Below are 13,483 nucleotides of genomic sequence, written 5' to 3' on the forward strand. Positions count from 1 at the left end.
CAGTCACATGAAAACGGCGTGCGCAGCTTTACGACGCCGCCATCGCTTCAGCGCCCGGCGCCACGCGCCACGTATTGCGCCCCGCGCGCTTCGCTTCGTACATGGCCGCATCGGCGAGACACAGCGGATCGTCGGCCAGCGCCCTGTTCCCGGCTTCGACCGAGAGCATCGCGCTCGTTGCGTCCACCACGCCGGCCGCGCCTGTCACGCCAGTCAGCACGACGCCCACGCTCGCGCTCGTCTCGATCACGCGGCCCGCGACGACGAACGCCTTCGACACTTCACGGCACATGGCCGCCGCGATGCGCTCGCCGGTGCGCGCGTCGCTCACGCCGCGGCTCGCCACCACGAATTCGTCGCCGCCGAGACGGCTCACCACGTCGCCCGTGCGCACGGTGGCGACGAGCCTGCGCGCGACCTCCCTGAGCAAGGCGTCGCCCACGTCGTGGCCGTAGCGGTCGTTGATGGACTTGAAGCCATCCATGTCCATGAAGAAGAGCGCGAAGGGCTCACCGCTCGCGCGCAGTTCGCACAGCGTCTCCTCCAGCGCGCGCCGGTTCGCGAGCCCCGTGAGCGGGTCGATCAGTGCGCCCTCGCGCAAGAGTTGCTCGGTACGGCGCTGCTCGGTCACGTCGTGCGCCATCACGTAGAAGCCCGTCACCTTGCCTTCGCGCCTGGCCGGAATGTAGGTGGCAGACCAAACGCGGTCGGCATCGGCCCGATAGCGCACCTCGTCGCAGGTCACGCGCTCACCGGCCAGCGCGCGTGCGAAGAGCGGCTGCAACTGCTCGAACACTTCGGGGCGCAGCGTCTCGCTCAGGCTGCGCCCGCGCAGCGCCGCCGGCTCCGCGCCGAACACGCGCTTGAACGTCTCGTTGTTGAACTGGTAGTTCAGATCGCGATCGACCACGGCGATCAGCGCCGGCACGTTGTCGGTGATGGTTTGCAGCGCGTCGCGGCTGCGCCGCAGTTCGCCCGTGCGTTCGCGAACGCGCTCTTCGAGCTCGACGTGATAGTTGCGCAATGCCTCTTCGCTCTTCTTGCGGCTCGTAATGTCCTGCACCGCCGCGATGAAATGCAGCGGCGTACCCGACACGTCGCGCACGAGCGACACCGCGAGATTGACCCACACGGCCTGGCCGTCGGGCCGCAGATAGCGCTTCTCGATCGCATACGTGGCCTGGCGGCCCGCGAGCAGTTCGGCCACCTGCGCGAGATCGGCGGCGATGTCGGCCGGGTGCGTGACCGAGGCGAACGTGCGGCGGCGCAACTCGTTCTCCTCGTAGCCGATGATCTCCGAGAACTTCTGGTTCACGTCGAGAAAACGGCCGTCGAGATCGACCACGGCCTTGCCGATCGGCGTTTGCTGGAACACGGTCCGAAAGCGCGCCTCGCTGATGGCGAGCGAACGGCGGTCGCGCTCGTGCGCCGCGCGCGAGCGGTTCAACTGCCGGCGCAATTCCAGCTCGCGTTCGACGAGGTGCGCGAAATCGGCGAGCACGGCGGCCTGGGCCGCGTCGAACGTGCGTGGCTTTTCGTCGATCAGGCACAGCGTGCCGACCACCTGGCCGTCGGCGAGGCACAGCGGCGAACCCGCGTAGAAGCGGATGTTCGGCGCGCCCGTGACGAGCGGATTGTCGAGAAAGCGCTCGTCGTCGAGCGCGTCTTCCACCACGAGCATGCGCTTGCTCAGCACGGCGTGGGCACAGAACGACACGCTGCGCGGCGTTTCACACGCGGCCAGCCCATGGTGCGACTTGAACCACTGGCGGTCTTCGTCCACGAGCGAGATCAGCACGATCGGCATGTCGAACGCGAACGCGGCGAGCCGCGAGATGCGCTCGAACGCCTCTTCGGGATCGGTGTCGAGTATGTCGAGTTGCCGCAACGCCCGAAGGCGGACGTCCTCATCCAGAGGAAGCGGAGCAGTGATCATCGTGTGGGGGGCCCGGCAGGACGGATACGGTTTGCGTGGCGCTTTCCGCACCGGCGCGCCTCACCTGGGTTTACGGCCGGATCAAGCGAAAACTGAAGCGCGGGAATGCGCGCACCGCGCATATCGCGCTAGCCTTGCGCGCCAGGCATTTCCCTTATGCAGGAATCGCAATTTAAGCGCACGAACGTTCGGTATACGTGTGGATGCGCAATCATCGAGCGCCACGGCCGTCATATCCGTGCTGCTCGCGTGGCCCGGCCACGCGGGCGTTGCGCATCTTCCCTCCTCAAATCTCACTGCGGATAAATTGCTTCGCCATCCGAAATACATGCCATTTTTAACCGGCCGGTTAACGTGTTGCGAAATCGATCAAGCCCTCAAAAAAAACATGTCTGGCGACTTCAGCAACGCTTTTTCACCGCCGTAAAAAGGGCAAAGCTCCACCCTTCCGGTGTCACCATGAGAACCCCCGCGCAAACCCTGCGACTGAAATCGACCACCCGCATCGCCACCGCGGCGCGTATTGCCGCCGGCTGCGGCGCCAGCGCGCGCATGAGCGCGGCACCCCGTGCGCGCCGTGCGCCGTCGCGCAGCGCTCATGCGCCTGCCGGCACGTCGCGCCACTACGCCGTGCGCCGCCTCGCGGCGCAGGTGCGCACACGCAGAATCTAACGCCACACGGACATCGAGACATGAGACAGGAAACCGTGGCGGCCATGCCCGATCCCGCCGCTGCCTTGAATCCCACGGCGGCGCTTCCCTGGCTAGTACGTGCGCGCGCAACGTTGCGCGCCTCGATCCGCGCACGCACGAAGTTTTTCATCGGCCTGTTCTTTGCGTTGTTCGCCACGCAAACCACGCTGCTGGCAAGCCAGCTGATCGCGTTTGGCCACGCCTTCGAACGCGTGGATACGAGCTGGCACGACGAAAGCGCCGCGCAGGAATCCAAAGCGCCACCGAGGCAAGCCGTCTCCGCCGCGCCGCGCGAGCTCGCTGTCGAGCGGCTGCACAACCAGGTCCAGCGCGGCATCCTGCGCGTGCATCACACGCTCGAAGCCGCCTTTGCCATCGCGCTCGCCACGCTCGCCTTTGGCCTCGTGCTGCTGCACTACCTCGAGCGCACGCTGCTGCGTCCGCTGCATACCTTGACCGATTCGCTCGTGCGCCTCGCGCACGGCGAAGACATGCGCGCATTGCCCGACATGAATCGCACCGACGAGATCGGCGCGATGGCGCATGCCTTCGATACGTTGTGCGAAAAGTCCCGAGAGCTGCATCTCGCCCACGAAGCCACGCGCGCCGCCGAGGCCCACGCCCAGGCGCTGGCGCGCCACGATCCGCTCACGGGCCTGCCGAACCGGCGTCTGCTCGCAGCAGAGATGAGCGCTGCGCTGGAGCGCACGCAGCCCCGCGCGCCCGACTACCTCGTGTTCGTGATCGACCTCGACCGCTTCAAGCCCGTGAATGACTTTCACGGCCACGCCGCGGGCGACACGGTGTTGTGCGAGATCGCCGCGCGTCTGCGCCGCGTAGTGCGCGACGGCGACACGGTCGCGCGCCTGGGTGGCGACGAGTTCGCCGTGCTCGCCCGCGTGCATCGCGACGACCACATCGAGGCCGCGAGCGAGCTGGCGCAGCGCCTGCTCGCCGCCACGCGCGCGCCCATCGACATCGGCAAGCTGCGCATCAACGTGGACGCGAGCATCGGCATTGCATGCTGCCCGCGCGACGGCGGCGACCCGGACGCGCTGCTGCGCGCCGCCGATATCGCCATGTATCGCGCCAAGTGCGAAGGCAAGGGCACGTACCGCTTCTTCGAGCAGAAGATGGACGACGAACTGCGCCTGCAGGCCTCGCTCGAATCGGACCTGCGCCGCGCGCTCGCGGGCGGCGAGATCCGGCCTTTCTACCAGCCGCTCGTGCGCCTCGCCGACGGGCAGACCACCGGCTTCGAGATTCTCGCGCGCTGGTACCACGAGCAGCGCGGCTGGATCTCGCCCGAGGTGTTCGTGCCGCTCATCGAGCAGATGGGGATTTCGCCCGCGTTCACCGCCTCGATATTGCGGCGCGCGTGCCGCGACGCACTGTGCTGGCCCTCGCGCTACCACCTCGCGCTCAATCTCTCGCCGGCGCAGTTCAAGGACACGCAACTCGCGGCGCTGCTGCTCAGGATCCTCGCCGACGAGGGCATGCCGCCCGAGCGCATGGAAATCGAGATCACCGAATCGGCGCTGATGTACGACTTCGACGCGGCGCGCACCGTGCTCGCGGACTTCCGCAACGCGGGGCTGCGCATGTCGCTCGACGACTTCGGCACCGGCTATTCGAGCCTGCAGCACCTGCGCGAGCTGAAGGTGGACAAGCTGAAAATCGACCGCTCCTTCGTGCTCTCGATGACCTCGTGCAACGAGAGCGCCAAGATCGTCGATGCGATCATCGCGCTCTCCTCGAACCTGGGCATGAGCACGGTGGCCGAGGGTGTGGAGACCGCGGAACTCGCGCGCACGCTGGCGGCGAAGGGCTGCGACTACGCGCAAGGCTATTTCTTCGGCAAGGCGATGGCGGCGCGCGAAATCGACGCCTTGCTGAACGTGGATCGTGCGGCGAACGAGGCGCGGCTCAAGCGTCTCGTCGAGCCGGCCTGACCAGATTGACCCGTAGGACTTTGAGAAAGAAAAGGTAGACATCATGTTTGTAGCAATTGGCTGGATCGTCGTGCTCGGATCGGTGATCGGGAGCTTCGTGGGCGTTGGGGGACACCTGCCCGCGCTCGTTCAACCGTTCGAACTCCTGTGCATTTTCGGCGCGGCGCTGGGCGCGTTCGTGGTGAGCAACCCCACCGCGACGCTCGGCAAGACGCTCAAGGCGCTGCCCACCTGCTTCAAGGGCGGCGGCTACACGAAGGCGCAATACCTGGAGCTGATCGCCCTCCTCTACGAACTGCTGCAAAAGGCGCGCAAGGAAGGCATGATGGCGCTCGAGGCCGACATCGAAGCACCCGATAACAGCCCGATTTTCCAGAAATACGCACGCGTGCTCGACGACCATCATCTGCTCGACTTCATCGTCGACTATCTGCGCATGATGTCGAGCGGCAACGTGAACCCCATGGAAATGCAGGACCTCATGGACGAAGAACTCGACACGCACCACTCCGAGGTGTCGATTGCACCCAACGCCATCCAGAAGATGGCCGACGGCCTGCCCGCCTTCGGCATCGTGGCCGCCGTGATGGGCGTGGTGCACACCATGGGCTCGGTCGGCAAGCCGCCCGCCGTGCTCGGCGAGATGATCGCGGGTGCGCTCGTGGGCACGTTCCTCGGCATTCTGCTCGCCTATGGCTTCGTCGGTCCGATCGCCGACCTGCTCAACGCCAAGGGCCGCGCCGCCAGCAAGCCGTTCCAGTGCGTGAAGGCCGTGCTGCTCGCGTCGCTCGCCGGCTATGCGCCGCCCGTGGCCGTGGAATTCGGCCGCAAGGTGCTGTTCACCGCCGACCGCCCGAGCTTCCAGGAGCTCGACGAAGCGGTGCGCGCCACGAAGACGCCGAAGGCCGCTTAGGAGTCCCGAGATGGCCGAACGTACTCCAGGCTCGCGCGCCGCGCGCGACACCGAGGGCAGCAAGACCACGCTCGTGGTGCGCCGCGTGAAGAAAGGCGGCCACGAGGGTCACCATGGCGGCGCATGGAAGATCGCCTATGCCGACTTCGTGACCGCGATGATGGCGTTTTTCCTCTTGATGTGGCTGCTCGGCTCGACGTCGCAGTACGACCGCGACGGCATCGAGAAGTATTTCAACACACCGCTTTCGGCCATGCTCGGCAGCAAGCCCGACGCTGCGAACCCCAACCCGAGCGTGGTGCAAGGCGGCGGCCGTGACCTGTCGAGCAGGACGCCGGCCGTGGGCGGCTCGAACGCGCAGCCCACGCTCTCGCATGCCGTGCCGGTGGAGGCGGTCGACAAGTCGCGCCTCTCGCAGCTCAAGGAAAAGCTCTCGGCGCTCATCGAACGCAAGCCGGAGTTGCGCGCGTACCGCGACCAGATCCGCATGTCGATCACCGACGAAGGCCTGCGCATCGAGCTGGTCGATTCGCTCAAGCGCCCCATGTTCGCGACCGGCAGCGCGAAGCTCGAGGACTACGCGTACGAGATCCTCGTGCAGATCGGCAGCGCGCTGAACGACGTGGACAGCGGCGTATCGATCGCGGGGCATACCGACTCGGTGCCCTACTCGGGCGGCCTCGCCGGCTACTCGAACTGGGAGCTGTCGAGCGAGCGCGCCAACGCCGCGCGCCGCGCGCTGGTGGCGGGCCACCTGAGCGAGGAGAAACTGCTCCAGGTGCGCGGCCTCGCCGACGTCCTGCCGCTCGATCACGACACGGCGGACAGCCCGCTGAACCGGCGCATCAGCATTCTGGTGATGAACAAGGCGGCCGAGCGCGCGTTCTTCGAGCAGGCGAAGCGCTACGACGTCGACACCCCGCAAAAGGCGGCCACGCCGGCTTCATAAGGCATCGAAGGCGCACCCAGAATGGGTCTCCATAGAGGTCTCCAAAGCGGTCTCCAGACAGGCAGAAACGCCCCCGATGCGCCTCGCGCCGGCGCATCGAATCGAGGGCGCGACGCGGTACGCCGTTTGCTGTATCGACAGCAGGCGGCCAGAACCGCCGCGGCATCGCCTGCCGCCTGACACGGGAATCGTCGGGAGTCTGGCCGGACTCAACGTTGTTCCCTTCCTGACTGGAGACCAGCATGCCCACCTTCATTCCTCCGCCCATGCCGACCGGCAATGGCGTGCGCATCGTCGGCAAGGGCCGCGTGAGCGCGGCGGGGCCGGGCCCCGATGTGATGGCCGCCAGCACGCTCGACAGCGACCGCGTGCTGAGTTCGGACGGCCAGGAAGTCGGCAAGATCAAGGAAATCATGCTCGACGTGCAGAGCGGCCGCGTGGCCTACGTGGTGATGTCGAGCGGCGGCTTTCTCGGCATCGGCGACAAGCTGCTCGCCATTCCCTGGAGCGCGCTCATGCTCGACACGAGCCGCAAGTGCTTCCTGCTCAACGTGTCGTCCGAGCGCGTGAAGGAAGCGCCGGGCTTCGACCGGGACAGCTGGCCCGCCATGGCCGACGCGAGCTGGGGCAGCACGCTGCACGCGTATTACGGCGCCGAGCCGTACTGGGCAGCGGTCGAGCCGGTGACGCCGCGCCACTGAGCGTAGTAGCCCGGCGCACGGCTCCGAGCGGGCAAACGGGCGTTCGGAGCCGCGCATCGCATCCAGGGCACGCCCGTGTTCAGCGCGGCGTGGTCGCGGCGTTCGCGGCGATCGGCGGCGCCTCGGGGGCCTCGGCCGCCTCCAGCGCCCACGTGTTCACCGTGCGCCGCATCGGGCAGGCAATCACCGTAGCCACGCGGCTCGCCTGCGCCGCCTCCGGCACGCTCCAGCCGCGCTCCGCTAGCGCCCGCACGCGCTGCCTGAACGCGATCTGCAAGGCATCCGACTTCACCGACACCTCGTTCTGCCAACTCTCCGGCACGCGAACCGGCCGGATGCGCCGCAGCACGGCGTGGTCTTCGGCGAAAATGCGCAGATTGCGCGCGCGAAAGCGCCCATCGAACAGCGGATTGCGCAGGAAACCGCGGCCCATCATCCAGAACGTCTGCGTGCGCCCCGCGTCCACCGGCACGTGCGCCGACGCGATATGGATGCGCCAGCCGTTGGCCAGCGTGAGTTCGAGCGTCGCGCACGGGCCGCTCAGGTGAAAGCCCGTTTGCGTGACCACGTCGACATGGTCGCCCGTGGGCGCGCGGCGCAGCCAGCCCTTGCGCACGGGCCGCCGCATCACGAGCCGCGCGTGGCCGCTCCAGGCGTCGGCGTCTACGTTGACCGCGTCGATTTCGGGGCGATCGGGCGCGCCGAACGAACTCCCGTGCACGAACGGCGCATGCGCGAAATCCAGTCCGTTCTCGATCACGCGCTCCCAGTTCGCCTCCCACGCGTACGTACCGTGCACGACTCGCACCCCCGGATCGTCGGCCCAGCCGAGATCGGGCAGCGGCGGCCGCTGGGCTTCGGGCAGGTCGCCCACGAACGCCCAGATCCAGCCGTGCCGCTCCACTACGGGGTAGCCGTCCACGCGCGCCCGCGCCGGAATGCGCGTCTGCGGCTGCGCGGGGATATGGGTGCAAACGCCGTCACCGCCATAGCGCCAGCCATGGTACGGGCACTGCACCTCGCCGTTCACGCGGCGCCCGGCCGCGAGCGAGGCGCCGCGATGCACGCAGATATCGGAGAGCAGTTGCGCGCGGCCCTGAGCGTCGCGAAACGCGACGAAACGGTGGCCGAGCAGCGTGACCGGCAGCAACTGCTCGCGCAGGTCCGCGGCGGCGGCCACGACGTACCAGAGGTTTTTCAGCATGACGGATGGGAAGGCGGAACGGCTGATCGAATCGGCTCATTGGACCAGATTTTGGTTCCCGATGGCGACAGGCGCACAATACGCGCTGTTACAGCACGACGTCGATGTCACTGCGATCAGAGAACACGAGGCAACACCAGGTAACGACTGGCAACCCGCCTGGCAACCCTACAGGTAACCCCGAACCATGACCCAGTTCTTCAGCGAAGCCGCCTCCGCCGAGGCCGTCAATGCGCGTATCGGCGAAGACGCCGACGAGCGTCTGCGCGAAGTGATGAGCGCGCTCGTGCACCATCTGCACGCATTCGCGAAAGAAGTGCAGCTCACCCAGCCGGAATGGGAAACCGCCATCGACTTCCTCACTACGGCCGGCCAGCTCTGCAGCGCCGAGCGACAGGAGTTCATCCTGCTCTCGGACACGCTAGGGTTTTCCATGCTCGTGGACGCCATCAACAACCGCCGCCCCAGCGCCGCCACCGAAAACACCGTGTTCGGCCCGTTCCATGTGGCCGGCGCGCCCGAGCGCGAGATGGGCGCGTGCATCACCGCCGACGGCAAAGGCGAGCGCTGCCTGTTCGAAGGCCGCGTGCTCGATCTCGAAGGCCGCCCGGTGGAGGGCGCGCGCATCGACGTGTGGTCCGACAACGCCGACGGCTACTACGACGTGCAGCAGCCCGGCGTGCAGCCCAGGTGGAACAACCGCGGCATCTTCACGACCGGCGCGGACGGCGCCTATCGCTTCGTCGGCATCAAGCCGGTCTCGTACCCGATCCCGCACGACGGCCCGGTCGGCAAGATGCTCGCAAACCTCGGCCGCCACCCGTACCGGCCCGCGCACATGCATTTCCTCATCACCGCACCGGGCTTCCAGAAGGTGGTCACGCATACCTTCGTGGGCGACGATCCCTACCTGCAGTCGGACGCTGTGTTCGGCGTGAAAGCGTCGCTCGTCGCGCCGTACGAGCGGGCGGCCGACAGCGCCACGCCCTGGCGCTCCACGTTCGATTTCGTGCTCATGCCGCTCGCCGCGCCCGCCTGATCCAGCAATGCGGCGAACTGGACGCGATATCGCGCCTTGCTCGCCGCATTGTCCGCCGCTCCCGGGTCATAGACTGGTCTCGTAGTCGAACGAACAACCGGGAACACCTTTGGGGGCGGCGATGCGGGTCACGAACTGGATTCTGGTGCTGGAATGCGCGTATATGGAGTTTTCCAGCTGGCGCGGCAAGAACGTGTATCGCCGTACGGTCGCATACGACAGCGTGGTGTGGTGCTAATCCCTTCCGCAACCCTCTAGCCATCGACGCAACGGCAATCCTCCACTACAGTCGAAGACTTTACCGTCATCACTGCTGGAATCGAGGATTCGAATATGCTGTTCCCCGCCGTTGCCACCGCCGCCCTGCTGATCGTCGTGTATGTCCACGCGAACATTCCGCGCTTCACCGAGCGCGGCCCGAAGCGCCTCATCGCCCACGCCACGCTGTTGCTGGCTGGCCTGTGCTTCGGCGTGGTCGGCGCGATGATGTCCGGCACGATCGCGCCGCCGTGGGCAGTGATCGCGTGTGGCCTGGGCGTCGTGCATCTGCCTGCCCTCTGCGTGCTCGTACTCAAGCGCCTCAGGCATTCGGGGCGCAGCTAAAGCGTACCGCGCGAGCCGCGCGCCCCTGCCTCAAACCCGATTCGACGCGGGCCGTCCGTCCAGCACGGCGGCCACGTTATCGAGCGCTGTAAAGCCCATCTGGTCGCGCGTCTCCACCGTGGCGCTCGCCATGTGCGGCGAGAGAAAGACGTTGTCGAGTCTGGCGAAGCGCGGGTCGACATTGGGCTCGTTGCGATACACGTCGAGGGCCGCGCCGAACAGATGCCCCGAGGTCAAGGCCTCGTAAAGGGCATCTTCATCCACGAGACCGCCGCGTGCGGCGTTGATGAACACCGCGCCCTTCGGCAACAGTCCAAATTCCTTTTTCGTCATCAGGGGCGCGCCGCCGCCCGGCACGTGCAGCGTCAGCACTTCGCAATGCGGCAGCATGTCGTCGAAGCTCGCGTAGTACGTCGCGCCGTTCTCCACGGCAGGCGCCGCGCGGTTGATGTCGGTGTAGATGACGCGCATGCCGAATCCGAGCGCCCGCCTCGCCACCGCCCGGCCGATGCGGCCGAACCCCACGATACCCAGCGTCTTGCCGTGCACGCGCGTGCCGAGCATGTCGGTCATGCCGAACGACTTGCCCCAGCCGTTGCGCATGATCCGTTCGTACTCCGATGCACGCCGGCAGGCCGCCAGCACGAGCAGCATGGAGAAGTCGGCGGTGCATTCGGTCAACGCGTCGGGCGCGTTCGTGACGACGATGCCGCGTTCGCGCGCAGCGGCCACGTCCAGGTGATCGACGCCCGCGCTCGCATTGGCGATGATCTTCACGGAATCGGGCAGCGCCGCGATGTGCTCCGCCTGCAAGCCCGACTTCTTGCCGATGAGCACCGCCGGCACCGCGTGCTGCTTGCAGAAGTCGACCACGGACCACGCGTCCATATCGGCGTCGGTCACGAAGGCATGGAACTCGGCCACGGCGCGTTGCGCCACCGCGGCGGGCACTTTTCGCGCAATCAGAAGCTTCACGCGTTGATTTTCCGGCATGGTGTTTTCCCTTTGGGTATGGACAGACGTCGAGAGACTACGAAAGCGTCTGCCGGCCGGTCAATGTTGATTCGGTGAATCAAGTGCTGGCGAACGCTGTGGCCCTGTATTCGCTTCGGCGCATATTCACACGCCGCTCCGCGCTTCCCTTCGCATCAGGAAAACCCTGATCCGGCGCCCAGTTATCAAGGCCCCGGATGTTGATTCAACGAATCAAGATTGCTGCGTGCCTTGCGCGAATGCAATTCTTTTCCCGTGTGCAATGGAATCGGGAAGAGGACGCGCAATGACTGCATCGAAGAAGTTCGCCGCCGTAACGGGCGCAGGCTCCGGCATCGGCCGCGCCACCGCCGTGGCGCTCGCCCATGCCGGATTCGCGGTTGCGCTGATCGGCCGCCGCATCGAGCCGCTGCTGGAGACGAAGGAACTCATCGGCAACGCGGGTGGACAAGCGCAGGCGTTTTGCGCGGACGTAGCCGATGCGGCATCGGTCGAACACGCGTTCGCCCAGATCGCGCAGACCTTCGGCCGCCTCGACGTGCTGTTCAACAACGCGGGGCGTAATGCAGGCGCCGTGCCGCTGGAAGACTACGAAGTGGACTTCTGGAACGATGTGGTCGCGACCAATCTCACTGGCGTGTTTCTGTGCGCGCGCGCCGCGTACCGGCTCATGAAAGCGCAGTCGCCGCAAGGCGGACGCATCATCAACAACGGCTCGATCTCTGCGCATTCGCCACGGCCGCACACCATCGCCTACTCGGCCACGAAGCACGCCGTGACGGGCATCACCAGATCGATCGCACTGGACGGCCGCGCGTACAACATCACGTGCAGCCAGATCGACATCGGCAATGCGGCCACGCCGCTCACCGAGCGCATGAACAAGGGCGTGCTGCAGGCCGACGGCCGCCTCGCGCCCGAAGCCCGCATGGACGTGACACACGTCGCGAACGCGGTCGTGCACATGGCGAGCTTGCCGCTCGAAGCCAACGTGCTCAACATGACCATCATGGCGAGCGCCATGCCGTTTGTCGGCCGCGGATAGCCGGTAGCACGACGCTGCACCCGGATTGAACGCCCAACATAAAAAAAGCAGGCGTCAGAACTGATATTGGAGACACCGATGAAAGTCGTAGAGGAACAAGCGTTGCCCGCGCAAAGCCAGGCTTATGCGCTAAGCGCCGAAAGTGCCAGGCGCACGAGGGTCCGGTATTTCGTGCTCTCGATGCTGCTCGTGGCGACCGTGCTCAACTTCGTCGATCGCTCGGCATTGGGCATCGTCGCGCCAGGGCTCTCGAAAGACCTCGCGCTCAACAAGATGCAGATGGGCGAGCTGTTCGCGGCGTTCGGCCTCGCTTATTCGATCGCGCTCCTGCCGGGCGGCATTCTCACCGACGTGCTCGGCTCGCGCGTGGCCTATGCGCTCTCGCTCGTCGGCTGGTCGATCGCCACGCTCACGCAAGGCCTCGCGAGCGGCTATCACATGCTGCTCGGTTCGCGGCTCACCATGGGCGCGCTCGAAGCGCCGGCCTTCCCCTCGAACACGCGTGCGGTCACGCTGTGGTTTCCCGTGCAGGAACGCGGCTTCGCAACGAGCGTGTACGTGATGGGGCAATACATCGGCACCCCCCTCTTCACCGGCTTGCTGCTGTGGATTTCCTCGGCCTATGGCTGGCGCACCGTGTTTTTCGTGACGGGCGGCTTCGGCATTCTCTTCAGCATGGTCTGGTATCGCATGTATCGCGATCCGCACAAGCATGGCTCGGTCAATGCCGCGGAGCTGCAATACATCAACGAGGGCGCAACGCCTGCGGCGCGCAAGCCGCGCGAGAAGTTCGACTGGCGCATGGCGCTCAGGCTGCTCAGCTACCGCCAGATTCTCGCCATCTGCCTCGGCAAGTTCTGCAACAACACGCTGCTCGTGTTCTTCACGACGTGGTTCATGACCTACCTGATCGAAGCGCGTCACATGTCGATGATCAAGGTGGGCATTTTCCAGGCCATGCCCTTCATCGGCGCGACGATCGGTATTCTCTCGGCGGGCTTTCTCTCGGACTTCTTTATCCGGCGCGGCGTGTCGATCTCGGCGGCGCGCAAGGCCCCGCTCATCATCGGCACGATGCTCGGCGCCTCGATCGTGCTCGTGAATTTCGTCGAGTCGAACGAAGTCGTGATCGCCATTCTCACCGTGGCCTTCTTCGCGCAGGGCATCGGCTCGATGTCGTGGGCCGCCGTTTCCGAAATCGCGCCGCGTCAGTATGTCGGCCTCACGAGCAGTATCACGAGTCTTGCCGCCAATATCGCGGGCGTCACCACGCCGCTCATGATCGGCTATATCACGCAGCACACCGGGCACTTCTACTGGGCGCTCAATCTCATGGGTGCAATCTGTCTGCTTGGCACGCTCTCGTATTCCCTGCTGCTCGGCAAGCTCTCGCGCATCGAACTCTGACACTCGCACGCGGGCGCGCCTGCTTCGTGCGCGCGCTCGCCGGGATGA

General features: G+C 66.1%; 13 protein-coding genes. 10 read left to right on the forward strand and 3 right to left on the reverse strand.

Annotated elements, in window-relative coordinates; translation table 11 throughout:
• Positions 1–28 precede the first annotated feature (28 nt).
• Positions 29–1,936: a PAS domain S-box protein gene (locus AB4Y35_RS31040; RefSeq protein ID WP_368707412.1), complete on the reverse strand. Its 1,908-nt coding sequence runs from the start codon at positions 1,934–1,936 to the stop codon at positions 29–31.
• On the opposite strand from AB4Y35_RS31040, the gene AB4Y35_RS31045 reads away from it, so the two are divergent.
• From AB4Y35_RS31045 to AB4Y35_RS31070, 6 genes are all read left to right on the forward strand, one after another.
• Positions 1,929–2,363 carry a hypothetical protein gene (locus tag AB4Y35_RS31045; RefSeq protein WP_368707413.1) on the forward strand — a complete coding sequence of 145 codons (435 nt, stop codon included), beginning with the start codon at positions 1,929–1,931 and terminating at the stop codon, positions 2,361–2,363. The genes AB4Y35_RS31040 and AB4Y35_RS31045 overlap by 8 nt on opposite strands.
• A 32-nt stretch (positions 2,364–2,395) precedes the next feature.
• Entirely contained in the window at positions 2,396–2,608 is a 213-nt protein-coding gene (locus AB4Y35_RS31050; RefSeq protein ID WP_368707414.1) for a hypothetical protein, read from the forward strand.
• A 20-nt stretch (positions 2,609–2,628) separates the two neighbouring features.
• Positions 2,629–4,581 carry a putative bifunctional diguanylate cyclase/phosphodiesterase gene (locus AB4Y35_RS31055; RefSeq protein WP_368707415.1) on the forward strand — a complete coding sequence of 651 codons (1,953 nt, stop codon included), beginning with the start codon at positions 2,629–2,631 and terminating at the stop codon, positions 4,579–4,581.
• A gap of 43 nt (positions 4,582–4,624) precedes the next feature.
• Positions 4,625–5,494: a flagellar motor stator protein MotA gene (motA, locus tag AB4Y35_RS31060; protein WP_368707416.1), complete on the forward strand. Its 870-nt coding sequence runs from the start codon at positions 4,625–4,627 to the stop codon at positions 5,492–5,494.
• 10 nt (positions 5,495–5,504) lie between these two features.
• Entirely contained in the window at positions 5,505–6,443 is a 939-nt protein-coding gene (gene motB / locus AB4Y35_RS31065) for a flagellar motor protein MotB (RefSeq protein WP_368707417.1), read from the forward strand.
• Positions 6,444–6,685: 242 nt separating this feature from the next.
• Positions 6,686–7,144, forward strand: coding sequence for a PRC-barrel domain-containing protein (locus tag AB4Y35_RS31070; protein WP_368691118.1), 459 nt, complete (start codon positions 6,686–6,688; stop codon positions 7,142–7,144).
• Between the two features lie 79 nt (positions 7,145–7,223).
• Here the strand turns inward: AB4Y35_RS31070 and AB4Y35_RS31075 are convergent, their stop codons facing one another.
• Positions 7,224–8,348, reverse strand: coding sequence for a Rieske 2Fe-2S domain-containing protein (locus tag AB4Y35_RS31075; RefSeq protein ID WP_368707418.1), 1,125 nt, complete (start codon positions 8,346–8,348; stop codon positions 7,224–7,226).
• A gap of 187 nt (positions 8,349–8,535) precedes the next feature.
• Between AB4Y35_RS31075 and AB4Y35_RS31080 the strand changes: the two genes are divergently transcribed.
• Positions 8,536–9,387, forward strand: a complete 852-nt coding sequence (locus tag AB4Y35_RS31080) for an intradiol ring-cleavage dioxygenase (RefSeq protein ID WP_368707419.1) — start codon at positions 8,536–8,538, stop codon at positions 9,385–9,387.
• Between the two features lie 333 nt (positions 9,388–9,720).
• Positions 9,721–9,990 carry a hypothetical protein gene (locus tag AB4Y35_RS31085; protein WP_368707420.1) on the forward strand — a complete coding sequence of 90 codons (270 nt, stop codon included), beginning with the start codon at positions 9,721–9,723 and terminating at the stop codon, positions 9,988–9,990.
• Positions 9,991–10,020: 30 nt separating this feature from the next.
• On the opposite strand, the gene AB4Y35_RS31090 is transcribed toward AB4Y35_RS31085, so the two are convergent.
• The gene (locus AB4Y35_RS31090) at positions 10,021–10,983 is read right to left on the reverse strand and encodes a 2-hydroxyacid dehydrogenase (protein WP_368707421.1); all 963 of its coding nucleotides are present in this window, start codon (positions 10,981–10,983) and stop codon (positions 10,021–10,023) included.
• Positions 10,984–11,269: 286 nt separating this feature from the next.
• Between AB4Y35_RS31090 and AB4Y35_RS31095 the strand changes: the two genes are divergently transcribed.
• The gene (locus AB4Y35_RS31095; protein ID WP_368707422.1) at positions 11,270–12,028 is read left to right on the forward strand and encodes an SDR family oxidoreductase; all 759 of its coding nucleotides are present in this window, start codon (positions 11,270–11,272) and stop codon (positions 12,026–12,028) included.
• Positions 12,029–12,106: 78 nt separating this feature from the next.
• Positions 12,107–13,435, forward strand: a complete 1,329-nt coding sequence (locus AB4Y35_RS31100) for an MFS transporter (RefSeq protein ID WP_368707423.1) — start codon at positions 12,107–12,109, stop codon at positions 13,433–13,435.
• The last annotated feature ends 48 nt before the right edge of the window (positions 13,436–13,483 follow it).

The organism is Paraburkholderia sp. EG286A, assembly GCF_040965375.1.
Lineage (GTDB): Bacteria > Pseudomonadota > Gammaproteobacteria > Burkholderiales > Burkholderiaceae > Paraburkholderia.

What these genes read in the sequence shown, in the direction of transcription:
- AB4Y35_RS31085 (WP_368707420.1), top strand. Translation starts at nt 9,721, where the DNA reads ATGCTGTTCCCCGCCGTTGCCACCGCCGCCCTGCTGATCGTCGTGTAT.
- motA (WP_368707416.1), top strand. Translation starts at nt 4,625, where the DNA reads ATGTTTGTAGCAATTGGCTGGATCGTCGTGCTCGGATCGGTGATCGGG.
- motB (WP_368707417.1), top strand. Translation starts at nt 5,505, where the DNA reads ATGGCCGAACGTACTCCAGGCTCGCGCGCCGCGCGCGACACCGAGGGC.
- AB4Y35_RS31055 (WP_368707415.1), top strand. Translation starts at nt 2,629, where the DNA reads ATGAGACAGGAAACCGTGGCGGCCATGCCCGATCCCGCCGCTGCCTTG.
- AB4Y35_RS31050 (WP_368707414.1), top strand. Translation starts at nt 2,396, where the DNA reads ATGAGAACCCCCGCGCAAACCCTGCGACTGAAATCGACCACCCGCATC.
- AB4Y35_RS31090 (WP_368707421.1), bottom strand. Translation starts at nt 10,983, where the DNA reads ATGCCGGAAAATCAACGCGTGAAGCTTCTGATTGCGCGAAAAGTGCCC.
- AB4Y35_RS31040 (WP_368707412.1), bottom strand. Translation starts at nt 1,936, where the DNA reads ATGATCACTGCTCCGCTTCCTCTGGATGAGGACGTCCGCCTTCGGGCG.
- AB4Y35_RS31080 (WP_368707419.1), top strand. Translation starts at nt 8,536, where the DNA reads ATGACCCAGTTCTTCAGCGAAGCCGCCTCCGCCGAGGCCGTCAATGCG.
- AB4Y35_RS31100 (WP_368707423.1), top strand. Translation starts at nt 12,107, where the DNA reads ATGAAAGTCGTAGAGGAACAAGCGTTGCCCGCGCAAAGCCAGGCTTAT.
- AB4Y35_RS31075 (WP_368707418.1), bottom strand. Translation starts at nt 8,348, where the DNA reads ATGCTGAAAAACCTCTGGTACGTCGTGGCCGCCGCCGCGGACCTGCGC.
- AB4Y35_RS31095 (WP_368707422.1), top strand. Translation starts at nt 11,270, where the DNA reads ATGACTGCATCGAAGAAGTTCGCCGCCGTAACGGGCGCAGGCTCCGGC.
- AB4Y35_RS31070 (WP_368691118.1), top strand. Translation starts at nt 6,686, where the DNA reads ATGCCCACCTTCATTCCTCCGCCCATGCCGACCGGCAATGGCGTGCGC.